Annotated in this window: 33 protein-coding genes; 31 read left to right on the forward strand and 2 right to left on the reverse strand. The window is 56.2% G+C overall.

Annotated elements, in window-relative coordinates:
* Positions 1–16: 16 nt before the first annotated feature.
* From H7995_RS25765 to istB, 13 genes are all read left to right on the forward strand, one after another.
* Entirely contained in the window at positions 17–418 is a 402-nt protein-coding gene (locus H7995_RS25765; RefSeq protein ID WP_185819111.1) for a hypothetical protein, read from the forward strand.
* Positions 411–1,094, forward strand: coding sequence for a hypothetical protein (locus H7995_RS25770; protein ID WP_185819112.1), 684 nt, complete (start codon positions 411–413; stop codon positions 1,092–1,094). Before H7995_RS25765 ends, H7995_RS25770 begins: the two co-directional genes overlap by 8 nt.
* Before the next feature lie 123 nt (positions 1,095–1,217).
* Positions 1,218–1,703 (forward strand): DUF2726 domain-containing protein, encoded by a 486-nt coding sequence (locus tag H7995_RS25775; protein WP_185819113.1) that lies wholly within the window; start codon positions 1,218–1,220, stop codon positions 1,701–1,703.
* Positions 1,704–1,803: 100 nt separating this feature from the next.
* Entirely contained in the window at positions 1,804–2,661 is an 858-nt protein-coding gene (locus H7995_RS25780) for a hypothetical protein (RefSeq protein ID WP_185819114.1), read from the forward strand.
* Between the two features lie 51 nt (positions 2,662–2,712).
* Positions 2,713–3,183, forward strand: a complete 471-nt coding sequence (locus H7995_RS25785) for a hypothetical protein (protein ID WP_185819115.1) — start codon at positions 2,713–2,715, stop codon at positions 3,181–3,183.
* 257 nt (positions 3,184–3,440) lie between these two features.
* Entirely contained in the window at positions 3,441–3,728 is a 288-nt protein-coding gene (locus H7995_RS25790) for a hypothetical protein (RefSeq protein ID WP_185819116.1), read from the forward strand.
* A gap of 105 nt (positions 3,729–3,833) precedes the next feature.
* Positions 3,834–4,157, forward strand: coding sequence for a hypothetical protein (locus H7995_RS25795; protein WP_185819117.1), 324 nt, complete (start codon positions 3,834–3,836; stop codon positions 4,155–4,157).
* 135 nt (positions 4,158–4,292) lie between these two features.
* Positions 4,293–4,613 carry a hypothetical protein gene (locus tag H7995_RS25800; protein WP_185819118.1) on the forward strand — a complete coding sequence of 107 codons (321 nt, stop codon included), beginning with the start codon at positions 4,293–4,295 and terminating at the stop codon, positions 4,611–4,613.
* Between the two features lie 91 nt (positions 4,614–4,704).
* On the forward strand, positions 4,705–5,142 hold the full coding sequence (locus H7995_RS25805) for a hypothetical protein (RefSeq protein WP_185819119.1): 438 nt from the start codon (positions 4,705–4,707) through the stop codon (positions 5,140–5,142).
* Positions 5,143–5,248: 106 nt separating this feature from the next.
* Positions 5,249–5,494, forward strand: coding sequence for a hypothetical protein (locus H7995_RS25810; RefSeq protein WP_185819120.1), 246 nt, complete (start codon positions 5,249–5,251; stop codon positions 5,492–5,494).
* Between the two features lie 99 nt (positions 5,495–5,593).
* Positions 5,594–5,767 (forward strand): hypothetical protein, encoded by a 174-nt coding sequence (locus H7995_RS25815; RefSeq protein ID WP_206684749.1) that lies wholly within the window; start codon positions 5,594–5,596, stop codon positions 5,765–5,767.
* A gap of 103 nt (positions 5,768–5,870) precedes the next feature.
* Positions 5,871–7,370, forward strand: coding sequence for an IS21-like element ISPpu27 family transposase (gene istA, locus H7995_RS25820; RefSeq protein WP_185819141.1), 1,500 nt, complete (start codon positions 5,871–5,873; stop codon positions 7,368–7,370).
* Positions 7,363–8,166 carry an IS21-like element helper ATPase IstB gene (istB, locus tag H7995_RS25825; protein ID WP_010466203.1) on the forward strand — a complete coding sequence of 268 codons (804 nt, stop codon included), beginning with the start codon at positions 7,363–7,365 and terminating at the stop codon, positions 8,164–8,166. Before istA ends, istB begins: the two co-directional genes overlap by 8 nt.
* A 171-nt stretch (positions 8,167–8,337) precedes the next feature.
* Here the strand turns inward: istB and H7995_RS25830 are convergent, their stop codons facing one another.
* Positions 8,338–9,876 carry an IS3 family transposase gene (locus H7995_RS25830; RefSeq protein WP_185819122.1) on the reverse strand — a complete coding sequence of 513 codons (1,539 nt, stop codon included), beginning with the start codon at positions 9,874–9,876 and terminating at the stop codon, positions 8,338–8,340.
* A gap of 347 nt (positions 9,877–10,223) precedes the next feature.
* Between H7995_RS25830 and H7995_RS25835 the strand changes: the two genes are divergently transcribed.
* The 7 genes from H7995_RS25835 to H7995_RS25865 all read left to right on the forward strand — a co-directional run bounded on the left by H7995_RS25835 (position 10,224) and on the right by H7995_RS25865 (position 13,266).
* Positions 10,224–10,454, forward strand: a complete 231-nt coding sequence (locus H7995_RS25835) for a hypothetical protein (protein ID WP_185819123.1) — start codon at positions 10,224–10,226, stop codon at positions 10,452–10,454.
* A 168-nt stretch (positions 10,455–10,622) separates the two neighbouring features.
* Positions 10,623–11,198: a hypothetical protein gene (locus tag H7995_RS25840; RefSeq protein WP_185819124.1), complete on the forward strand. Its 576-nt coding sequence runs from the start codon at positions 10,623–10,625 to the stop codon at positions 11,196–11,198.
* Between the two features lie 251 nt (positions 11,199–11,449).
* The gene (locus H7995_RS25845; protein WP_185819125.1) at positions 11,450–12,154 is read left to right on the forward strand and encodes a GNAT family N-acetyltransferase; all 705 of its coding nucleotides are present in this window, start codon (positions 11,450–11,452) and stop codon (positions 12,152–12,154) included.
* A 17-nt stretch (positions 12,155–12,171) separates the two neighbouring features.
* Entirely contained in the window at positions 12,172–12,495 is a 324-nt protein-coding gene (locus H7995_RS25850; RefSeq protein WP_185819126.1) for a hypothetical protein, read from the forward strand.
* A gap of 12 nt (positions 12,496–12,507) precedes the next feature.
* Positions 12,508–12,690, forward strand: coding sequence for an FmdB family zinc ribbon protein (locus H7995_RS25855; RefSeq protein ID WP_185819127.1), 183 nt, complete (start codon positions 12,508–12,510; stop codon positions 12,688–12,690).
* A gap of 60 nt (positions 12,691–12,750) precedes the next feature.
* Positions 12,751–12,966, forward strand: a complete 216-nt coding sequence (locus H7995_RS25860) for a hypothetical protein (RefSeq protein WP_185819128.1) — start codon at positions 12,751–12,753, stop codon at positions 12,964–12,966.
* A 132-nt stretch (positions 12,967–13,098) separates the two neighbouring features.
* Entirely contained in the window at positions 13,099–13,266 is a 168-nt protein-coding gene (locus tag H7995_RS25865) for a hypothetical protein (RefSeq protein WP_185819143.1), read from the forward strand.
* An 80-nt stretch (positions 13,267–13,346) separates the two neighbouring features.
* Here the strand turns inward: H7995_RS25865 and H7995_RS25870 are convergent, their stop codons facing one another.
* Positions 13,347–14,027: a VRR-NUC domain-containing protein gene (locus H7995_RS25870; protein ID WP_185819129.1), complete on the reverse strand. Its 681-nt coding sequence runs from the start codon at positions 14,025–14,027 to the stop codon at positions 13,347–13,349.
* 247 nt (positions 14,028–14,274) lie between these two features.
* Between H7995_RS25870 and H7995_RS25875 the strand changes: the two genes are divergently transcribed.
* The 11 genes from H7995_RS25875 to H7995_RS25925 form a co-directional block, all read left to right on the forward strand.
* On the forward strand, positions 14,275–15,375 hold the full coding sequence (locus H7995_RS25875) for a hypothetical protein (protein WP_185819130.1): 1,101 nt from the start codon (positions 14,275–14,277) through the stop codon (positions 15,373–15,375).
* Positions 15,372–15,944, forward strand: a complete 573-nt coding sequence (locus H7995_RS25880) for a hypothetical protein (RefSeq protein WP_185819131.1) — start codon at positions 15,372–15,374, stop codon at positions 15,942–15,944. Before H7995_RS25875 ends, H7995_RS25880 begins: the two co-directional genes overlap by 4 nt.
* Entirely contained in the window at positions 15,935–16,306 is a 372-nt protein-coding gene (locus H7995_RS25885) for an HNH endonuclease (protein ID WP_185819132.1), read from the forward strand. The genes H7995_RS25880 and H7995_RS25885 overlap by 10 nt, the downstream gene beginning before the upstream one ends.
* Positions 16,303–16,677, forward strand: coding sequence for an ASCH domain-containing protein (locus H7995_RS25890; protein ID WP_185819133.1), 375 nt, complete (start codon positions 16,303–16,305; stop codon positions 16,675–16,677). Before H7995_RS25885 ends, H7995_RS25890 begins: the two co-directional genes overlap by 4 nt.
* Positions 16,678–16,731: 54 nt before the next feature.
* Positions 16,732–16,944, forward strand: coding sequence for a hypothetical protein (locus tag H7995_RS25895; RefSeq protein ID WP_185819134.1), 213 nt, complete (start codon positions 16,732–16,734; stop codon positions 16,942–16,944).
* Positions 16,945–17,511: 567 nt separating this feature from the next.
* Positions 17,512–18,210: a hypothetical protein gene (locus H7995_RS25900; protein WP_185819135.1), complete on the forward strand. Its 699-nt coding sequence runs from the start codon at positions 17,512–17,514 to the stop codon at positions 18,208–18,210.
* A 104-nt stretch (positions 18,211–18,314) separates the two neighbouring features.
* Positions 18,315–18,602, forward strand: coding sequence for a protein-tyrosine phosphatase family protein (locus H7995_RS25905; protein ID WP_185819136.1), 288 nt, complete (start codon positions 18,315–18,317; stop codon positions 18,600–18,602).
* Positions 18,603–18,827 carry a hypothetical protein gene (locus H7995_RS25910; RefSeq protein ID WP_185819137.1) on the forward strand — a complete coding sequence of 75 codons (225 nt, stop codon included), beginning with the start codon at positions 18,603–18,605 and terminating at the stop codon, positions 18,825–18,827.
* 14 nt (positions 18,828–18,841) lie between these two features.
* Entirely contained in the window at positions 18,842–19,075 is a 234-nt protein-coding gene (locus H7995_RS25915) for a hypothetical protein (RefSeq protein WP_185819138.1), read from the forward strand.
* A gap of 575 nt (positions 19,076–19,650) precedes the next feature.
* Complete coding sequence (locus tag H7995_RS25920) at positions 19,651–19,905, forward strand: hypothetical protein (RefSeq protein ID WP_185819139.1); 255 nt, start codon at positions 19,651–19,653, stop codon at positions 19,903–19,905.
* A 279-nt stretch (positions 19,906–20,184) separates the two neighbouring features.
* Positions 20,185–20,505 (forward strand): hypothetical protein (locus H7995_RS25925; protein ID WP_185819140.1); only part of this gene is annotated, 321 nt, incomplete at its 3' end.

Here is a 20,505-nt window from a genome sequence, read left to right on the forward strand (position 1 = left end):
GGTGATGGGGGCTGCCATGGCGGATGACTTCATACGCATCGTGTACAGGCGCGAAGTCGGCGGGAAATCGAAGCGGACCTCAGTCTCGATTGACCCGATGATGTTCGAAATCTTCAGCCAGGTGCGCGGAGGCATCTCCGAAGCCCGAGCCGTGCTGAAGGTGTGGGCGATGGAAGCGGACGCCGATCGGACCGAGTCCAACTGGCGCATCGGTAACTCGCGGCTGGTTCAACAGCGGATGTCGGTGGAGATCCTCGAGGCGGTCAAGTTGGGGATTGCCGCCCGCAAGTTGAATCAGCCAAAGGGCGGGAAGGGGAAAAGTCGCGGCGCCGGCCGGGCCACCGTTTCGGTGGATGGCGGCGAGGGGTCGCAGCAATTGCCGGCGGTGACCGGTCACCTGGAGGTGGAACATGATTGATCATTCAAGCACGGGCCCGGCCGCGGCTCGTCCGCCACTAACGATGGCACAATTCGTCATGCTGCGGTCTCTGGGCCGGGAGGGCAGTTGGGCCGAAGGCGATACCCCCCTCTGGAAAGTATCGCGGCACTGGTCACACAGCCGCGAGCACTCGGTTGAGGCGATGGAAGCGTGTTGGGATCTGGAGCGCGTGGGGCTGGTGGTGAGTGCGCCGCGTACCTGCTGCGAGGCGCACCTTGGCGCGAAGGTGTTCACCTTGTCCGAGCGGGGCAAGGCGATGCTGGTCCGCATCAATGGCCACCGGCGGGCACCGTTACTCGCGCAGTGGATGCACACCAACGAGATACTGGCACTGGCCCGGGCGTGTGTGGCGGTGACTGCCGTTGAACCGGCCGCGGTGGTGCAGCTGATCCTGGCACAGGCGCAGCACGAGAGTGCTTTGGGGCTGGGTATCTACGAAGAACGGTTTGTGAAGTTGGTCAAGTCGGCACGCAAAGTTGCAGCTGGGCGTTCTGTGCGCGATTTGTCGGAGCTGGATGGGGCGTTGCGAAGCAGCACGAGCGTGCCGCCGGAGTTCGCTGACTCTATCGCTTCCGTACTCAGCCAGCAACCGCCGCGTGTCACGTTGCCCGATCAACTGCATGAGGCAACCGAACAGGAACGGGCATTGAACTGAACCAGGCGCTGTACCACCTGCAAAAAGTAATTCCGGCTTGACCAATCATACAGGCGAACCATTCGCCAAATTCTGCCTATATCACGTATTGGTACGTGTGTAGAATTAAAAAAAGGAGCTAAGATGGAACTTCCAGACGTTTTTGGAGGCAACACCGTAATCGTGGTGGTTGCCTGCGCAGTTGCGGTCTTCGTGTATTTCCAGCTGGGTAACCGCAAGAAGTACTCGACCAAGCACTACCAGTGCATCCCGCTGCTGACCGAGCGGGAGCAGGACTTTTTCTGGCGGCTCAAGGAAGCGGTGCGCGATGACCTGGTCATTGCTCCCCAGGTGGTGTTCGGGGCGTTCATCAAGGTGAAGGCCACGGCGCTGACCGACAAGAACCATGCCCGGCATGTGGTCGCCCACAACCGGTGTGATTTTTTGCTGTGCGACAAGAAGCTCAAGCCAGTGGCGTTGGTGGAGGTCGACGACTCGACTCACAACAACTTCAAGGCCCGCTCCAAGGATCGTCGTCGCGACGATCTCATGAAGGCGGTGGGGGTGGCGGTGATCCGCTACAAGAACATGCCGGCGGCGGCTCAGATCCGTAAGGACCTGAAACTGTAGATCTGCGACAGGGTAGGGCCGGGGCATTCGTATCTCCGGCCTGCCTGCGCATGGCACGCCTTGTCGTAATGGCGATACCTGTACCGAGGAGGTAGGAGAGATGGCAAGCAACGAGGCTCTGACAATCCGCTCGATCGGCATTCTGGTCAATCTGTCCGCCGGGCTCGATGAAACCGGCCGCGAGTGTGATGACGACCGGGTGCAGTTGACCGCCAATCTGCGTTTGGCCGCCGCCGCTGGCGCCGCCGCATTGAACCAGCGCTCGAAGCGCTCCACGCCGTTCGCCAACGACACCGGTAGCCCGAATGTGAAGCTGGTCAAGTCGGCAGCGGGTTGGCTCGATCAGCTCAAACAGGCCAAAGGGTTCCACGGCGATGTGACGGCGGCGGAGTTCCTGGGCGTGAGCCCAACCCAGTTTTCACGCTGGCGCACCGGCAAGGACCTGCTCGACAACTACCACGCCTGGCAGGTCGCCACCGCGCTGAATGTGAATCCCATGGCGATCATCGGCAGCGTGAACTTTCACCATGCGCGGGATTCGGACCGTACCCGGTGGCTGGCGATGCTCTCGACCGTCATCGACGCCGAACTGCCACCGGTGCCAGAGGCTGGAATTGTCCCTCAGGCGCCAGCGGCGGTACCGGCGGAATCTCCGGCGGCAGCCAAGTCAACCGCACAGGGCAGCAAGTGGACAGATGACGAGGATCAACGGCTCGTAGCGGCGTATCAGGATGACGCTGATATCGCTGCATTGGCCAAAGTGCACCGGCGCACGCCCAAGGCCATCTTGCTGCGCTTGAGCCAAACCCACCGCCTTCTGAACGGTGAGCACCTGGCGAGTTTGTGTGAGCTGTACGGCGTGAGCCTGAATACCCCAGGCCGAGGCAAGAAGTCTGATCGGAAGGGCGCCCGAACTGCTGAGCCGGCGCCGCTGGCTTCCCAGTCCGCATTTCTGTAATCCGGCTTTGGCTGTTGTGGCCAAGGCGTCATTTTTACGGCTGGAGTACAAATGTTCTCTTTATCTTTTTTGCGGCCTTTGCTCGGCATTTTTCTACCTGCAACGGTAGAAGCAGGCCCGGCGGCCCTTGAGCCAGGATCAGCCGCACCGACCAAGGAAGAGCGGTATTGCGCTCCGAGGTATTCGGATCTGGCCATCTGGTTTGAAGATCTGACTGACGTCCCCGAACGAGTTTGGGGCGTTGGTGTTGCACCAGCCCAAGGAATGGACGAGGAATGGTTCAACGCGGTACTGGGCTATGCCGAAGCTTCTGAGCGGCGATACGCAGTCCCAGGCGTGTTGTCCGGGGTTCGGGTAAAAGTCTGCTCAGAAAATTTGGGCCAATTTACGTGGGTTCTACGACAGGTCAGTCAGCGTCTCGGAACCAATCCCTGGAAACGCGACCTTTCGGAGCCAGGGTATGCAGAGATCTGGTTCAGCCATAAGCCCTTGTTCCCCCCCAAAGGCAAGCATCACTGGTGAAGGCGCAATAACCACTGGCGACTTGACCAATAGCGCTATCCGAACCACCGAAACTAACGATGGCACATCTCGAATCCAGCGAACCCACTGTATTCAAGGGGCTTGGCGGGTTTAAAGGCCTTTCACTAACGATGGCACATTTGAACACCGCCGGCGGTTGCGGGGCCGGTGAGCCCCGGCCGCCCGAAACGATTTACCCAAGAACCGATGAACGATCCGTGTCCTTCGTCAAGTCAACCGCTGAACAGGAGCATCCCATGACCGTAGCAAACCACTTTCGCCCGGACAAAGCCGGCAAGTTTCCTTTCACTACCGAGGTTGAGATCTTGCTGGGCGGGATAGGCCGGGCGATGTATGCCGACGGCACCTTGCAGTTCGCTGACCAGGATTGCACACCGGTTGCCGTGTATTCGCCGAGGCTCGGTGAGGAGGCACTCGAAGCTTTCTGCCAGCAGCACATCGAGCGGTACCGCGCTCACCACGAGATGCACAAAGAAGCGATCCAGGAATACGAGACCCCGGCCATCGAGCCTTTTTGGGCGTGAGTTAGACCATTGGCAAATCTTTTGCGGTCTGACGTCAACAGGACTTGTATAGGTGCGTTTAACGCACCTATAATCTCCCTGTAATCACTAACTGGGAAAGCCGTCATGATTCAGTCGAACGATCGCATCAAAGATTTAGAAGATGTTGGTGTGCTGTTTCATTCGCTCATTCGCTATGTCGAAGCCAATGAGGAAGAACGGGACCAGTCTCTGGTCGCAGTGGGGTACGCCAACCTCTTGGCTTTGGCCGAAACAGCGGCGGAAGAGGTTGCGTTGCAGCATAAAGACGAAGGTGACGACTGGGACGGCTGCGTGTGGTTCGAACTCCTCGAGAAAATCGGCGAGGGCAGCCTCGCTGAGTCGCTCATGGCGACTGAAGACCCAGATGTGCCATCGATAGTGCAGGTGTGGTTGAGTCGCGTTGAGTGACTTACCCCGCGGCCAGTTCGCTGGCCCTGCTGAAAGCCTATTTTCTCAAGTCGGCTTTCAACAGTCCGATACACCCCAAGCGAAGCAAATTTCGTGGGGGCGGGCACGGTAAAAATCGAAAACGGGAAAAAAGGTATGTCCAAATTAGCGACGGCAGCAATGACCAACCTGGAGCTAAGCCGCGAGTTATACACAGAAGATCAGCGTCGCCAGTTTTATGCCGACTATCAAGCTGCACGATACGCTGCGGCCGCTTCAAATGACGCATGTATCAAGCACGCAAATCTTCGCGGGTGGAAGTTGTGGAAGGGGCCAACGGCTGATTGGAAAGAAAAAAATGAACAGCTGCTGAAGTCGTATCGACAAGCCCACATAACTGTCAAAACGATGGAGCAAGAACATCCGCTTCTCGTGCAGGTATACATGCATAAAAGAAATCCGATTCTATCTGCATAGCAGTCCACCAGGTCACCCCAGCCTCGCCATTATGCGGGGCCGGGCCAGTAGAGGGATGGGGCTTTTCCCGTCCGAAAAGTTAGGAGCAGCGATGGATTTGCCATTATCCCCATGGGCAGGAACGTTTTTGGTTGTGGTCCTGATGTTTGGTGCGTTCATGTACCTTTTCAATGGCAAAAAGGCCGAACCTTCAGAGCCCGATGCTCAAGTCACCCTGGAGCAAACAAACGCGGCCGCCACAGATGGCGGTGATCGATCCGCAGTTCACGAGTATTTAGTCGGACTCAAGCACTTGGCGTTAATGCTGCTGAGCAGTTTCAGTGGCCCTGTCGCTATGGCGGTATCAATGGGTTGGTTTGTTTTCGCAATCGTCGGGATCTTCGATTTGCTTGGTGGTGACGTGTTTTCAGTTCAATGGAAGCGCGTTGCCTCGTGGATTTCGATTATTTTTTGGGTCGGCTTCATTGTGGTTTCGCACGTTAAAAGCGTTCGTCAGAAGGGCCGTAATGTCCTGGACCACAAGCGATAGATACGGATCATGACCATCCAAGCCGGTGCCCCGCCGTCGTGGGAGGGTGGGCCGGCGTAAGGGCGCTCATTCTCGCGTCCGAGTGATAATCAACAAGGAGTCGAACATGGCAGGAACACCATCAGCGTATGTCCTTGCGACAGTGGGTATGACGATCGTCAGCGTTCTATTTTTTGGTGTGGCGGGAACGCTGTGTGCAGGGTTTCTTTTCGACATCGGCTATTCAATCGATCCGATCGGCGTCGGTCATAAAGCGGCGGTGATCTCCGGTGTGCTCACGTTCGTGTTCGTCGCCGCGGTGTCGTACCGCGATTATCACTATGAACCCTCGGCCCACAATTCGAATCGTTAACGGAAAAGTTGCCCGCTACACCCACAAGCCCGCCGCCGTGCGGGCTAAGCCCGTAGGAGAGGGATGCTTTTCGCTCCCCATGATCGAGCAGGATCAATCATGCAGACCATCACCGCTACACAGAGCCTTACCGTCGCTGATCGAGAGAGGCTTCGCCAGATCAAGAAAACGGCCGCCTTCGATGAATGGCGTCAACGGCTGCGCCCCAATGACCGGCTTCCACGAGGCACTTACTTCAAAGGCAAGAAGGCTGGCCCGGCCTGTTGCCGCTGACCGAAAACTGACCCAGTAAAGGCTGTTCTGCCGACTGAAAACTGACCCAGGTGTTCAACTGCTTCTGCTCACTTTTCGAGCAGGAGAACACAGGGTGATCAGCATGGAAATGTTGGGAAAAATCCGGCGGATGTACTTCCGCGACAAGCTCTCGCTGCATCAGGTAGCCAAGCGTACCGGACTGTCGAGAAACACCATTCGAAAATGGGTCAGAGCACCCGAAGCCACCCAGCCGGCGTACCAACGGTGCGCAACCTTCAACAAACTCAGTCCATTTCACGAGACGCTGGAGCAGGCGCTTAAGGCCGATTCGTTTCGGGCAAAGCACAACCGCAGGAGTGCCAAAGCACTCTTCGAACAGATCAAGGCCGAGGGGTACGACGGCGGCTACAGCCAACTCACCGCCTTTATACGCTCGTGGCGCGGCGAGCAAGGCAAGTCTTTACGAGCCTTTGTGCCGCTGACCTTTGCACTCGGGGAGGCCTTTCAATTCGACTGGAGCGAAGAAGGTCTGCTGATCGGCGGCCTGTTCCGACGCATCCAGGTCTCCCATATGAAGCTGTGCGCCAGTCGCGCATTTTGGTTGGTTGCGTATCCCAGCCAAGGCCACGAGATGTTGTTCGATGCCCATACCCGCTCGTTTGGCGCGTTAGGTGGGGTGCCGCGTCGCGGCATCTACGACAACATGAAGACCGCTGTCGACAAGGTCAACAAGGGTAAGGGCCGCACGGTCAATGCTCGGTTTGCCGTGATGTGTGCGCACTACCTGTTCGACCCGGACTTCTGCAACGTCGCTTCCGGCTGGGAAAAAGGCATCGTTGAAAAGAACGTCCAAGACAGCCGACGGCGCATCTGGCTCGATGCTCAAAACTGCATGTTCCACACCTTCGAGGAATTGAATGCCTGGCTCGGCCAACGCTGCCGTGCGCTCTGGGGCGAACTGCTGCACCCGCAGTACAACGGGCTGACCGTGGCGGACGTCCTGGAGCTGGAACGCGCTGAATTGATGCCGATGCCGACTGCCTTTGATGGCTACGTCGAGCGCACCGTACGGGTCTCCAGCACCTGCCTGATCAGCGTGGCGCGAAATCGCTATTCGGTGCCGTGTGAGCGGTTCGGCCAGTGGGTCAGCAGCCGTTTGTATCCTTCCCGGGTGGTGGTCATCGCCGATGAAACGACGATTGCCAGCCACGAGCGTCTGTTTGATCGAGATCAGGTCAGTTTTGACTGGCAGCATTACATCCCGCTTATCGAGCGCAAGCCTGGAGCGCTGCGCAATGGCGCTCCGTTTGCTGATCTGCCGAAGCCGTTGCAGCTGCTAAAACGCGGTCTGAGGCGTCACGCCAATGGTGATCGAGTCATGACGCAGGTACTGGCGGCTGTTCCCATCGCCGGGCTCGACGCCATATTGGTGGCTGTGGAGTTGGTACTTGAATCAGGCAGCTTGAGTGCTGAGCACATCCTGAATGTCCTGGCTCGACTGACATCGACAGCAGCCCCTCCGTCCGCCGAAACCAGCCTTCAACTCAAGATAGCGCCTGTCGCCAATACGGCACGCTACGACCGGCTCCGTACCACCGATGAGGAGACTCGCAATGCGTGATCTTATGGCGGAACTCAAAGAACTGCGTCTGCATGGCATGGCCAGCGCCTGGGAAGAACTAGCCTCGCAAGGAGAAGCTTCGACGGCATCCTCGAAATGGCTACTTGAGCATCTTCTCCAACAAGAACATGCGGATCGAGCGGTGCGCTCAGTGAACCACCAGATGAACATGGCCAAACTCCCCATGCATCGTGATTTGGCCGGCTTCGACTTCAGCGCTTCCAGCGCAGATGCCCGCCTGATCAGGGATCTGTCCAACCTGGAGTTCACCGATACCGCGCAGAATGTCGTGTTCATCGGCGGGCCTGGAACAGGCAAAACACACCTCGCCACCGCCTTGGCTGTGTCCGGGATCACGACGCATCACAAACGCGTGCGCTTCTACTCCACGGTGGATCTGGTCAATCTGCTGGAACGCGAAAAGTACGACGGCAAGACGGGCCGCATCGCTCAAGGGCTGCTACGAACAGACCTGGTGATACTCGATGAACTGGGGTATTTGCCCTTCAGCCAGAGCGGTGGTGCCCTGTTATTTCACCTGCTATCCAAGCTGTACGAGCACACCAGCGTGGTGATCACCACCAACCTCAGCTTCTCGGAATGGTCGAGCGTGTTTGGTGACGCCAAGATGACAACGGCGTTGCTGGATCGGCTGACACACCACTGCCACATCGTCGAAACGGGCAACGAGTCCTACCGCCTGCAACACAGCAGCTTGGTCGCCCAGACCAAGATCAAATCACGTGAACGAAAGCGCAAAGACAATGATGGTGCCGAGGACGATGAGCTGTTTTGATCTGCACCAAAAATACCCTGCCGCATGCCCACATGCGGTGGGGCTTTAATGCCTCTTCCACCGGGACACGACTGCTAAGCTTATCCACAATTGCTGATGCCAAAATCAGCAATCCGCCCTGGGTCAATTTTCAATCGGCAGGGTGGGGATGCGGACAAAAACTTGGACTGGTTATGCCGCGAAGCCCAGGCTTTCACGATACTCAATGGGACTGAGCGCGCCGAGGGAAATCTTTATACGTTTTTCGTTGTACCAGCGAATGTATGAATCCAAGGCCTGAATGAACTGCTCGATGCTCGTTGACTGCCAGTTGCGAGGATAGAACAGCTCCGTTTTCAGTCGGCCGAAGAAACCTTCACAAGCCGCGTTGTCAGGTGAGCAGCCTTTGCGCGACATCGAACGAATCAGCTTCGCATCAGCGATGCGCGATAACCAGCCGGGCCAGCGGTAGTGAGCGCCACGATCGGAGTGAACAACAGGCCGTTTATCGTTGCTGGCCACCGTTTCGACAGCGGCATCCAGCATCGTGTTCACAAGCTCGGCGTCGGGACGCGTGCCGATCGACCAACTGATTACCTTTCCATCGAAGCAGTCGATCATGGGGGACAGGTAAACCTTTCCGGCCGGGATCTGGAACTCCGAGATGTCGGTCAGCCATTTCTCATTCGGAGCTAGGGCCGTGAAGTTGCGGTTGAGGAGGTTTTCCGGCGCCGGACTGATCTCCCCGAGGTAGGAACCGTATCGACGCCGTTTCGACTTGGCGACGACTAGGCACTCCTGCTTCATCAAGCGCTGCACCACCTTCTCTGAAAGGCGCACACGCTGCCTGCTCAACGAAGCTCGCATCCGACGGTAGCCATAGCAACGATGATTGCGCTCGAATATGTCCGCCATGGCACGACGCACTTCGGTGTACTTTTCCGCGACCTGCATTCGGGCTCGATGATAGAAATAGGAGCTTCGGGCCAAGCCCAACGCGTCAAGCAGCTCTAGCAAGGAGTACCTCTGCCTTAGGGCATCAGCCAGCAATGTCTTCTCCCGATTGGTCAGGATTTGCCGGTTGATGCCCGTCTCTTTTTTTATGAGTTCATTCGCCCTCATCAACAGGTCATGTTCAAGCTGCAAACGGCGAACATCGAGCTGGAGAGATTCGAGTTGCCGCTGCAACTCCTCTCGTTCCGGTGACGATGAGGGTTCAAGCCGACACTTCATGGATGGGGATACCTCTGGGCCGAGTAGCTGGTTTTTCCAGTTGTACAAGGTCGGCCTGCACACGCCCAGCTTTTGAGCCAGGGCTTTCGCACTTTCTTTTCGCGTGCACAGCGCGATGACCGCTGCCTGCTTCACCGCTGGCGGCCGGGCTAACCCGTCTGATCGACCGACAATACGCGTATGCAACTCGGGGTGCATTTCGTAAATCCAGGCACGCAACGAATCCCGCACGGGGTAGCCCAACGCCTTGATGGTAGCGGCGATGTTGCGACCGTATTCGAGATAGTGCCCGACAGCCTTTTCCCTTTGGGCCAGTGAGTACTTCGACTTCGAGTTCTCGTAGCCACGCGGCAGGTCGAGGCATCGCTCATACTCTGCGTGCCAGCTCTTCAAAGAGTTCTTCGTCGGGAAGCCCAACTGACGAATAGTTGCCCCGATTCGCTTGCCCAGTTTGATGTAGAGCTTGACCGCTCGGATACGGTCTTCGTATGAATACATGAACTACCTCCAGGTAGTCCAAGATTTCCGCCGCATCCCCGGTGGGTCAGTTTTCAATCAGCGCCGACAGGCCCGGCCTTCTTTTTCATGGACGAGCTTTGGCAAGCCAATGCAAATAAGCCCTATGACTTCAGCCAGTTCAAACCCTTCGAAACGATCATGTTTTGTCAGGGGCCAAGCGTCCGTGTGACCCCTGAGTCGCTGGCCAGATTCATGGTGATGGAAGGTATCGAAACCCCATCCCCCGGCGCTCGCGCATTCTTGGCCTCGATTGAGGCTCAGACTAACAAGCCCGAATAGAACGGAAAATTTCTTACCGCACACACCATCAGAACGAGGCCGGAGCGATGAACACGAATATACAGACCCGCGACGACGCGCTGGCCGCGATCCACAAGGCTACAGCCGACGTCGGCCAGGCCATCGATTTGCGCGTCCTTGAGCACCAAGTGCGCGTAGCTGACGACCTCATAACGGATTGCTGCTCGGCAGCGCTAGTGGATGACGAGGACATGCCTGATCTTCGGCTTGAACTGGTGATTGCTCGGCGTACACGCATGAAACAGTTGAGCCTGTAATCAACCCCAAAGTTGTAGGAAATGCAGTTGCACCATCAGCCCGCCATTGTCGCCGGCTTTGCAGTAGTAGGAGAGGAGCGGTTTTCGCGTCGACCAGGAAACGCAGCCTGGGTGAGCAAGGTCACAATACTTTTCAACGACTTACGATTCTCACGGGAAGCACTGCAAATGAGTGATGAAATCTTTACAAAGTTCGAGGCTAGAGTGACCGTCGAAGGTCCGTTCTCATCTGACGGCACGATTTACGACCCAAAGTCATTGCTGGAAGTGGCGCTACAGCATGCACTGGTCAGCATGCCTGCGGAAGCAGTGTCGAAGCTGGTGGCGGACGTTACTACCAGCATGTTGCACTCGCTTTCGTGCAAGCGTCGGAGAAATGGTGAGGTGGTACGCCTTGAGGACCAAGATCCGGACGGGTACAACGGCCTCTACCTGATAGCGGCAGGGCGGGGAGACCCGACGGATTGCGTTCTGTGTGGAAACTGTTTGTGCAACGAGTGGCCGACCCTTCTTGAGCTTTCTCCCGCAGGAGTGCAGACCGGCGACTATGCCTACCATGTATCCGAGTGCCAGATGCTCGACCCTAGTGGCCAAGACCAGCGTGCGCTTGAAACTCTAGGTCGTTCGGTACTCTCCAGTATCCGCGAAGCGCTGAATTCGGATGACTCAGGAGATCTACAAAAGCCGGGTGGTGATGTGCAGCATCTGTTCATTCAGGATGAAATTCCGCCACAAGCCCGGTGATCGAGGAAGCACAGGTACTTCGGGCGTTCAACGTCACCTGACTTGCAAACAATTCGCGCACATGCAAGGAGTGGCGGGACAAGCTGATAGGGGCGGACTACTCAGCCGCCTTAAGCCTTCAGGCATTGTCCTGTCGTTGTTGATGACTGAAGGGAAATGCGACTACCGCCGCCCTTGGGCTTGCTGGCTGCTGATATCCAGGGCAACAAGTCACCCTGCCCACCACCAGATCCACGAACAATGGAGTAAGCATGGCCCAACAACTGTTTAGCATCACATACTCGTTAACCCAGAGAGATATTGACCAGGCTGTGAGGCTTTCAAAGCTGTACTACACGGATTTGATTCAGAAATTGGTCAAGCCGTATGGGCCCACTAGCAGCCTGTGCAGCTCGCAGGTGGAAATTGAGGTGCGGGCCTATCTGGAGGAGGCATTAACAGGGTTTCATGGCCTATGCGTTGAGGCTCTGGTTGCCAAAGAGGTTTCAACGAACGACGTCGTAGGGTTCGCAATCGCATTAAGCGCTCCTGGCTCTACTGACTGCGGGTTGAACTATGCCGCAGTGCGAAAAGATTTCCGCCGGCAAGGCGTTCTGAGAGTAATGCTGGAAAGCATCAAGTCGAAGTACTCATTTATCGGCTTGAGCTGCCATCCCGATAAGGTTCCCTACTACGAAGCCCTTGGGTTCCGTGCAGACGGTACTGTATTTGTGCAGGTCTCAATGAGTTGGGGGGAGGACAAACCACACCCAATGATGAACACTTTTGACATGGGCCGAAGCGACGAATTGCAGATGTGCACACAGTCGTTCTTGAAGCTTCATGGAGCAAAGGCCGAGGCAATCATGCAGAACCTTGGGGACGTGCAAATCAAAAGAATGGAGGATGTGAAGGCGTACTACCAACGTCGGAATGATGGATTGTCACACGAACATGCAATGGCGTACCTACGTTAACGCATAGGAAAAATGCGATGAACAACACTGAAAAATGGGTCATTCAGAATACTCATGGGCAACTGCTACAGAGTTTCTCGATTGACCCCAAGCAGATCCGCATCAACTGGTTTCGTCCAGATGCTCCCGGCAAAACCAAGGCTGGTGAGAAGGGGCCGTTGAACCTCCTTGCCGAATCAAAAGGGCAGGTTCTGCTAATGGCACTCGTATCACAGGTTCCGACTGAATTTGCTGGAGCCAAGGTTGTGAGTTTGGCGGAGGCACTCAGTGCAATTAGCGACCTCTCCAGTACTGATTCCATGAAGAATTACCCGACCTGTACGAACAGCGTCGAGAGATAGGAAATTCCGACCATGCCGACCACCAATACCCCGCTTGTGCTGTATGTGTACCGCTGCACCGTTTGTGGCCATTCAGGCAAGCTGCATCTACCTGAATCGTCCCCCGAGGTGACAACGGCCTGCTCCGCGTGTGGTGCTGAAGTACAGGCCGAATGGGACGGCGGCGTCGAGCTGACCACCAACGAACCCGAATAACGGAACAGATCGCTACATACCACCGGCCCTTGTGGGCCTTTACGAACATCAGGGGGGACTATGAACATCAAACGACCGGCTCGGGTTGTATGGCTGAAAACGCTCCGCCGCATGAGTCAGGCTCGCCACTCTGTTCGCTACGTGCTGTCCGCAACCGAGTATTTCCTGAGGAGTGATCTCTCCTGGTGCGGATACAAGCACGCGCTGAAGTATCGTCCCATAGCGATTGCATGCGTTTGGGGCGCGTTGATCGTCGATCCTGATTTTGAGGTGTAACACTAACGATGGCACAACTCATCTCGGCTTGCAGGCGGTGTAGCGATTGGGTTCATCGTTGACTAAGTATGCGATTGCCTGTCCGCGAAACTAAGAGAGGAGCCCGGTGCGCCGGGCATCTAAGGAAAAACCATGGAAATGACCTACGAAGAAGCGATATACGAGAATCCGACCGTCTCGCGTGCCGTGGCTGAGCGTGAGTGCAAAAGCCACGCCGCTAACATGGCTGACATGGTGGCGGAACTTGGTGACCATGCAGAGTATCAAGCACGCGACTTGTTGGTTTGGCTCGGCTACTAATTTGAGTATCGAAAAGTCGCAGCACAGCGGCCTATTCAGAGAGACTGGTGCCACTGTGTGACGAACCCCTGCTTGATATCTCACACTTTTGCCAACTTGAGGCGGACGACACCACAGTCAAAACCCATAGGTGTTCCTATCCCCCTTGCAAAACGCAGTTGAGAATCCAGCAGCTTGTCGTTGGTTTTGACCTCGATCAGCTTCATGGTCCCGTCCTTGATCACGATCAGATCTGGCCACCCTGCACGGTAGTCGTACGGGGCCGCGGAGAACGCCAGCAGGATGTCCGCCAGCTTGTCCCTGCCCAGATGCTCGAACAGTTGGAGCATGAACTCTTCTTTCACCCGCGGGAAGAATGACCCCAGTGTCGAGTTTGTGGCCAACTCGTTCACATTCCGCGCCAGGGCGTCCGGTGAAATGCACCTGACGGTCTCGATGATCTCGGCAGTATGGTCCGCCAGAATCGTCATCTGAGCTTCCAAATACCGGGTAACTGCGTCGATGCGATCGCCGAAGGTATTCATTGCGGACAACGTTTCCAGCGCTGCGGCTTTCATGAGAAGTAGGGCAGACCCCCCTTCGCAATAGCTCACGCTACCGCCGCTACCGACGAGCATCTGGCCAACCACTTCCTCCGGTAGCCCGGCCGGGCCCCCATCCAGCGACCAAAGACGCTTGTCGTGCTTCTGCGCCAGGACCTCCGTCAATGACCAGCCGATATCTGAGCATTGATCGGACAGGGTGACGTTCTGCTGTTTCATGCAATGTGCCCTCAAGCGGGTGTGAAATTATCGACTAGTAGGCGTATAGCTACGTGTTATGTATTATTATCTGGTTTAGCCTCGTAAGGCTTCCTGTTGCACCACGCTACCAATCACCCAGCAGGCACGCTGGGATGGTTGAAGCATGACAAGGCCGGCGGGCCGCACGCACATCCATCGAAACTCGGGTCACCCGTCCACGGAGGGTAGAACTCGGTACCTAAAAGGGCGATCAATGAGCATCGAAATGACCGACAGCGTGTTACGAAAAATGGATAGCGACCTTGAGCTGCATCACCGCACCTGGGAGATCGATGGGGATCTGTATCGTTGCCGACACTGCAATTCCGGACAACTGGCGAGCAAGGGCAGTGAAAAGTTTGTCCACGCATCTGACTGCGATGTACAAAATACGGCAAGTGATCACCCATGGCTTGATCTTGTACGGCTGACCTCAGTTCTGGCCACGCCGCCGGCCCAGGTACAGACCCGCTATTGCGACACGTGCGAACGGGAGGTACCCGACCCTTGCAGCAGTTGGGATTGCTCCACCCCTGAGAAGGATAAGTGGGAGCAACCCGTTAATCAGCATTCGGGCAGTGCCGAATGGTCTGAAGCCTTGCTTCAACTGGAAGTTGTGCGAGAGGCGCATACCAGTCGTGACAGCGCCGAGCGCCTGAAGAACATGGATGCGGGCAAGGCCCTGCGCGAAGCTATCGGCAAGCTCAAAGCTTTGCGAGCGAGTCAGCACCAGGGCGAGCCGGTGGAGCTTGCTTTACCCAGCATGCTGCGCCTGAATTGGTCTGCTGGTGATGTGGTTCGAGCTATTGCCGAGCAAGGAACGCTGTACCGCAAGCCGCCAGTGAGCCATGGCGACACCGCTGCTTTGAGACAGGTTTATGACCTGATCGGCCTTTCCTACAGTCAGCCGGTCTCCGTGCTGCTGGAGAACTTCAAGAACATCATCCGGTTTGCCGACCTCCTACACGCCATCGAGAGGGAATTCCTCATGATCCCAGGCGAGCCGAGCGACGAACCGGAGGACGAAGGCTGCGAGCCCGAAGACGTTTGCCTTGTGAACTGCTGGGGATCCTCCAATGAGAAGTACATTGAGCAGTTCCGTGCCGCGCTGGCTTCTCTGACCGACAAGCGCGTTGCGGACTTGGCCAAGTACATCGACGTAGTCGAGGGTTGCTACCGGCTGGCCAGCGTCCATTCGGGCAGCATTGACGGTGTTGACGAGCAGGGTGGCGACGAACACGAGGACCCCATCTGCGCCATTTTCCACCGGCTGTATTACGCGAGGTTTCTGGTACGCAAGTCGGAAACCGAGGCAGCCACGTCATGAACAAGAAGCTGCGTGATCTGCTGGCCCGCGTGTGTGCTCAACTCGATGTGCGAGCCGAATACGACCCCACTTTCGCTGGCACTGAAAAACCGCTGAACGCCGAGGCGTCGTTGGTCAATGAATTGCGTCAGATGCTCGCCGAGACGAACGATCCGAAGCACTTCGACGAGGAGGGGAAGTGCATTCTTGAATTGGTTCCGGCACTGATTGCCGAGAACGAAGAGCTGAAGGCCAAGACCGCCACATGGTGTGGTTATGGCGATGAAAGCCTTATGCATACTTTCTACGGCGATGCGGCGTCGATCAAGGCGCTGGGGGAAATGATTTTCGAGCTTGAGGGACTGCGCCAGGACGCCAAGCGACCTTGGTGGTTGCGAGTGCTCACCTTCATCAGTGGGAAGACTTTAGGCTCGCCGGGTGCGCAGACCAACACCAGTGGGCAGGCTCATTGCCCGCACTGCGCTGTATGCCATACGGCCGAGGAGACCTGCATTCAAGCCCTGCGTCGAGTACTCGCGCTGTATGAGCGCACCGAGCATGGATCAGGAGGTGCTGAACCATGCGCCTGAAGAAAGCTGAACGCGAACAACTGCGTCGCAAGTATGACGGTCACTGCGCCTATTGTGGTGTGGAGCTCGTTGGCAACAAGTGGCATGAGGATCACCTTGATCCGATCATTCGCCAAGTTGATAAACCCACCGAGCGCCCGGAAAACCATCGCCTCGACAACATGATGCCGGCATGCGCCCCGTGTAACCGAAGCAAGGGGCGCCAGGAACTGGAAGGGTGGCGCAAGTGGCTGGCAGGGCATGTGAACAGCCTCAACGAATATCACGGCATTTATCGCATGGCGAAAGCGTACGGGTTGGTTGTGGAAACGGCGGCGCCGGTCGTATTTTTCTTTGAAAGATGCGAGGCGGCGCGAGTATGAAAGCACTGAGTATTCGACAGCCCTGGGCTTGGCTCGTGATCCATTCGGGGAAGAACATCGAAAACCGCACCTGGCGTTCTCACTTCCGGGGCCGTTTCCTGGTGCATGCAGCAAAAGGAATGACCCGCCAAGAGTACGACGAGGCTAAGGCGTGGGCTTATGTATGTGGCGCGTTGGAGATCCCGGCGTATGAGGAACTGAAGCGGGGCGGGGTGATTGGATCGGTTGAACTGGTGGACGTCCTGGATCACAGCGACTCGCCATGGTTCATGGGGCCCAAGGCCTTTGTGCTGCGCGACCCGCAGCCCTTGGCGTTCATGCCGCTCAAAGGTCGACTCGGATTCTTCGAGGTGGCAACCGCACATGACTGACAAACATGGCTCACCGACAACCGCCTGCCACTGCTCGAGTTAAGGGAAATTCTGATGCTAAAACCCAACCCAACCTTCGAACTGATTGAGTTCAATAGCGTCCGTTACGCTCGGAACGCGGATGCTGCAAAAGTCCGTGTGATTGAGGATGGAGAGTCGCAAGGCTTCCTTTGGATGAGCGCAGAAGACCTGCGTGCGAACATCCGTGATTTCGGTCCCAGCGATGCGCTTGAGAAGGCACTGCGGGCATACGGCGGAACAACGTAGGGAAACCACTGTGGCGACATTGAAAGAAACTCAGGTGCAAAAGGTTCAGTACAAGGACGTGGTTTGCACGTCCGCGAAGTCAAGGACGTTGCTATGACCACAGCAGAGAAAAACGCCGGCAGTAACATCGCTCCAGGTTTTGGGATTGGCGATCTATTGAGCGCGATTGACCCGAAGAACTCCCCGGCGTTCTCGGCCAACCTGCATCGTTGGATGCGAAGTCATCTACGGTGCGTCCATGGTTACGTTTTTCTACGTGCCGCTTTCCAAACGTTGGTTCGACTGGATGTCGATTGGAGGCTTATGGTTTGTAGCCGCTGCTGCCAGTCGCGCTGTTTATGTTGAGTGGTCGGAAAGAAGCCATTCATAAGGGAAAAGTCTGCTGCACCCTCAAGCCCGCCCCGTGCGGGCCGAGAACGTAAGGAGGCGCAGCTTTCGCGCCTTGGATCAACTAGGAAGAATGCCCGATGAAACGCCCTTTGATTCTGTTGCCCCTCACGATCTGCATGCCGATAACGGCTGACAGCTACTTTCAGTTTCACTACTCCTGTTAACGGAAAAGCTTCGATGACCTTCGATACAGCGATGAAGGCTTTTGTTAGACCGGTAACAATTGCTTGCGACGATGATTATTACCAGTTCATCGGCAGTGGCACAGCGTTCGTCTGCCAGTACAGAGGGCAGGTTTTCGTAATTTGCGCTCGGCACACTTGGGAAAAAATGGGAATTACGATTGAGAATTTCCGCATCTTTATCCCTGGGTATGATTGGGCGCTGCCGTTTGACTATGAAGCCATTTTTGGTCCTGAAGAACGTAGTGACCTAAAGGTTCTGCGGGTCAATAGAGAGATAATGGCCAGCAATCCCCCAGCCCAAATGAGTGCGCTTGATTTGAATTCCTTCGCGTTTCCGGCAGAAGATTTCAAACAAGGATCAGTGTTTCTGGCTGTCGGATACCCTCAATGTCGAAGAGAGTTTCACTACGATACCAAACAGTTCACTGCTGACTTGGCAGCGTTCAGTGGCCCGTTGGTGGGGGAGCTTACAGACGCAGTGATTACGATGCGTACTGATTTTGGTCATGTGGATGATATTGATGGATTGAGTGGATCGCCCGTCTTCGTATCTGGTGACCCTCACTTGTTTGCCGGTGTGGTCATTAGAGCTGGACAAGATGCTGGGCTTCTCCATTTCATCCATGGAGCATGTCTTATCCACGCGATGGATGCGCTGGTGGAGCTTCCTCCTGAGCTGATGATGAGTTGATCTAGGAAAAGTCGCTGCCCTCATCAGCCCGCCATGCGCGGGCGTTGGCGGCAGAAGGACGCGGGTTCGTGTCTTCTACAACTAATCGCAAGGAGCAACATTCAATGCCGCTAGATGAAGCCAACCAAGCCGAGTTTGACGACCTGCATACGCAGATCCACGATGCGATCGTGGCCGATCATGAAGTTCGCTGGATGCAAACGGTCGGCGGGTTTGGATCGCGCCGCATGCCCGAACAAGGCATGTTCGTGAAGACTGGCCCGCATGGTGGTTCGCCACGCGGCTCAATCGGCTGGATTGCCCAGGTTCGTCTAAAGCAGGGGCAGTTCGGCTCGGATAATTACATCCTGTGCCATGCGGGCACCGACACCGTGTTCATTAGGAATCCGTAGATGGCAATTCCCGCTCCCTATGACAGTCATCCTTTGATGCTCGCCCCTGTGATGCAACTGCTGCATGCCATGCCTGGAACCGTGTTGTGGGTAGTTGGCGACACTTGGGTCAAGTGCGAGAACGGCGTCTACTTCGTCGGAGCTGATGAGGAAGTGGATCGTAAGCGTGTGTATGAGCTACTGCGCGATGCACAGGGTGACGTTTATCTGTGGACTGATTATTGAAGGAAATAGTTGGTATGCATTTTTTGTTGAACGCTGTCGTTTGCGCGTCAATGGCCGTCGGTGCCCCATGTCACACCGAAAACCCAAAAGCGGGTACTCAGTACCCGACACGCGAAGCCTGTGAAGACATGGCCTACGTCTACAACAACGAGGTGTTTCAGTTGAAGGCTGAAAAGCTCGAAGCCGATGGCCAGCCCATGAAGGTTTCGACTTACTACTGCCGAGTAGTTACGGATCAACCGTCATAGGAATTGCCGAGCAGCCCACGGGGCTGCATCGGAAAGCGTTCATTGCCCAATCAAGCTGGTCGGGGACAGTGAACGCTTTACCAATGCAGCTTCGAAACAAAGGAAAGCGACCATGAACAGGAAAGGCGCCCCTGACAGCCCGAGTGACATCCAACCACAAGCCAGCGAGGTGCGTCATGGGCGTAAAAGCACGGAAAGTGGAACCAACCCAGCCTGCGGCAGAAAGGTCGATTGAGTGGCCTCGCGCAGACCCGGCCGCCCTGGACCGGTTCGACCCGGCGACGAAGGCCTGCAACATGAACTGCGGTCCGCACGCGCATGACCCGCGCAGCCGCAAAGAGCGGCTATTTCTGTGCGATGACTGCTAGCGCCGGGTTGCGTCCAGATTCACCGATGCCTCGCCATGTGAAGGGCCGAGGCCGTAGAAGGGGGCGGTACTACATCTCACTCCACTCTGAAATCCGAATAGCCGTTTTTCATTTAAAGAGTTTGACCAAACTCATCACCGACTGATTTTCATGCTCGGTGTTGCGCATCTCCCGCATACGAAGACTACATCCTCTGGAGATGCCGACATGAACCTGTTCAACGCTACCGAACTCACCTGGCCACAACAGATCGCTTTCGATGACTTCAAGATTTTTGAAGGTCGTGTTCCTTGTGAAGGCGCCGCCAAAGCCGAGCAATGGTTGGAGAAAAAAAGCAGCGAGTTCATCGCTCACATCATGCACGTCAACGAGCAGGCAAGTTACGTTGCTTTCCTCGCACGACTGATCAAAGAAACCCCCTCGCCAGCGGCCCGTGCTTCTGAATTGGTATCTCACCAATGAAGCCGCGGCTACTGGTGCTGGTTTCGATCAAGGGTAAACCCCGACTGACAGATGTCCGGGGCCTTTTCCGGTTAGCCATCACCGCACGCAGCTCCGACGAGTGTTCGTGTTGCGTGGTGAGCTTTCAGTAAACGCATCACCCACCCTGGCCATCTCTTTGGCCGGGGTTTTTTCTTTCTGGTACCGCGCCAACAAGGAGCGGGCACTGTACCCACGTTCTTCCTGACGGATGTTGGCCATCTCCCTGCATAACGCCAACTTCTTCAGGAGATGCACGCAATGAGCAAACACCCCCAACTTGCTTTCAAAATGGTTACCGGCACTGAAGCTGCAACAGCACTCGCCGCAAGGCTGGTGGAGGAGTCCGCATTTTTCCAGGTAACACCGCTGCCGGATGACGAGTACGAGTTTGCCGTCAAGATTGACCGGGAAAGTCTGCTGGTCGACCCGGTGGATAGCCCTGTTGGAGAATTCGAGGACGCTGATTTCACCATCATGGATTTGAAGGAACTGGCCGCGTGGTACCTCCGCAACGTTGGTTATGACCCGGTAGAGGACGATCCGTCCACGCAGCTCGAAGTACTCCGGGCTCTTTGCACT

This window comes from Pseudomonas kielensis (assembly GCF_014236655.1).
In the GTDB taxonomy this organism is placed as follows: Bacteria; Pseudomonadota; Gammaproteobacteria; order Pseudomonadales; family Pseudomonadaceae; genus Aquipseudomonas; species Aquipseudomonas kielensis.

Bases quoted from the DNA above. Each gene is read 5' to 3' on its own strand.
- H7995_RS25765 (WP_185819111.1), top strand. From the start codon at position 17: ATGGCGGATGACTTCATACGCATCGTGTACAGGCGCGAAGTCGGCGGG.
- H7995_RS25770 (WP_185819112.1), top strand. From the start codon at position 411: ATGATTGATCATTCAAGCACGGGCCCGGCCGCGGCTCGTCCGCCACTA.
- H7995_RS25775 (WP_185819113.1), top strand. From the start codon at position 1,218: ATGGAACTTCCAGACGTTTTTGGAGGCAACACCGTAATCGTGGTGGTT.
- H7995_RS25780 (WP_185819114.1), top strand. From the start codon at position 1,804: ATGGCAAGCAACGAGGCTCTGACAATCCGCTCGATCGGCATTCTGGTC.
- H7995_RS25785 (WP_185819115.1), top strand. From the start codon at position 2,713: ATGTTCTCTTTATCTTTTTTGCGGCCTTTGCTCGGCATTTTTCTACCT.
- H7995_RS25790 (WP_185819116.1), top strand. From the start codon at position 3,441: ATGACCGTAGCAAACCACTTTCGCCCGGACAAAGCCGGCAAGTTTCCT.
- H7995_RS25795 (WP_185819117.1), top strand. From the start codon at position 3,834: ATGATTCAGTCGAACGATCGCATCAAAGATTTAGAAGATGTTGGTGTG.
- H7995_RS25800 (WP_185819118.1), top strand. From the start codon at position 4,293: ATGTCCAAATTAGCGACGGCAGCAATGACCAACCTGGAGCTAAGCCGC.
- H7995_RS25805 (WP_185819119.1), top strand. From the start codon at position 4,705: ATGGATTTGCCATTATCCCCATGGGCAGGAACGTTTTTGGTTGTGGTC.
- H7995_RS25810 (WP_185819120.1), top strand. From the start codon at position 5,249: ATGGCAGGAACACCATCAGCGTATGTCCTTGCGACAGTGGGTATGACG.
- H7995_RS25815 (WP_206684749.1), top strand. From the start codon at position 5,594: ATGCAGACCATCACCGCTACACAGAGCCTTACCGTCGCTGATCGAGAG.
- istA (WP_185819141.1), top strand. From the start codon at position 5,871: ATGGAAATGTTGGGAAAAATCCGGCGGATGTACTTCCGCGACAAGCTC.
- istB (WP_010466203.1), top strand. From the start codon at position 7,363: ATGCGTGATCTTATGGCGGAACTCAAAGAACTGCGTCTGCATGGCATG.
- H7995_RS25830 (WP_185819122.1), bottom strand. From the start codon at position 9,876: ATGTATTCATACGAAGACCGTATCCGAGCGGTCAAGCTCTACATCAAA.
- H7995_RS25835 (WP_185819123.1), top strand. From the start codon at position 10,224: ATGAACACGAATATACAGACCCGCGACGACGCGCTGGCCGCGATCCAC.
- H7995_RS25840 (WP_185819124.1), top strand. From the start codon at position 10,623: ATGAGTGATGAAATCTTTACAAAGTTCGAGGCTAGAGTGACCGTCGAA.
- H7995_RS25845 (WP_185819125.1), top strand. From the start codon at position 11,450: ATGGCCCAACAACTGTTTAGCATCACATACTCGTTAACCCAGAGAGAT.
- H7995_RS25850 (WP_185819126.1), top strand. From the start codon at position 12,172: ATGAACAACACTGAAAAATGGGTCATTCAGAATACTCATGGGCAACTG.
- H7995_RS25855 (WP_185819127.1), top strand. From the start codon at position 12,508: ATGCCGACCACCAATACCCCGCTTGTGCTGTATGTGTACCGCTGCACC.
- H7995_RS25860 (WP_185819128.1), top strand. From the start codon at position 12,751: ATGAACATCAAACGACCGGCTCGGGTTGTATGGCTGAAAACGCTCCGC.
- H7995_RS25865 (WP_185819143.1), top strand. From the start codon at position 13,099: ATGGAAATGACCTACGAAGAAGCGATATACGAGAATCCGACCGTCTCG.
- H7995_RS25870 (WP_185819129.1), bottom strand. From the start codon at position 14,027: ATGAAACAGCAGAACGTCACCCTGTCCGATCAATGCTCAGATATCGGC.
- H7995_RS25875 (WP_185819130.1), top strand. From the start codon at position 14,275: ATGACCGACAGCGTGTTACGAAAAATGGATAGCGACCTTGAGCTGCAT.
- H7995_RS25880 (WP_185819131.1), top strand. From the start codon at position 15,372: ATGAACAAGAAGCTGCGTGATCTGCTGGCCCGCGTGTGTGCTCAACTC.
- H7995_RS25885 (WP_185819132.1), top strand. From the start codon at position 15,935: ATGCGCCTGAAGAAAGCTGAACGCGAACAACTGCGTCGCAAGTATGAC.
- H7995_RS25890 (WP_185819133.1), top strand. From the start codon at position 16,303: ATGAAAGCACTGAGTATTCGACAGCCCTGGGCTTGGCTCGTGATCCAT.
- H7995_RS25895 (WP_185819134.1), top strand. From the start codon at position 16,732: ATGCTAAAACCCAACCCAACCTTCGAACTGATTGAGTTCAATAGCGTC.
- H7995_RS25900 (WP_185819135.1), top strand. From the start codon at position 17,512: ATGACCTTCGATACAGCGATGAAGGCTTTTGTTAGACCGGTAACAATT.
- H7995_RS25905 (WP_185819136.1), top strand. From the start codon at position 18,315: ATGCCGCTAGATGAAGCCAACCAAGCCGAGTTTGACGACCTGCATACG.
- H7995_RS25910 (WP_185819137.1), top strand. From the start codon at position 18,603: ATGGCAATTCCCGCTCCCTATGACAGTCATCCTTTGATGCTCGCCCCT.
- H7995_RS25915 (WP_185819138.1), top strand. From the start codon at position 18,842: ATGCATTTTTTGTTGAACGCTGTCGTTTGCGCGTCAATGGCCGTCGGT.
- H7995_RS25920 (WP_185819139.1), top strand. From the start codon at position 19,651: ATGAACCTGTTCAACGCTACCGAACTCACCTGGCCACAACAGATCGCT.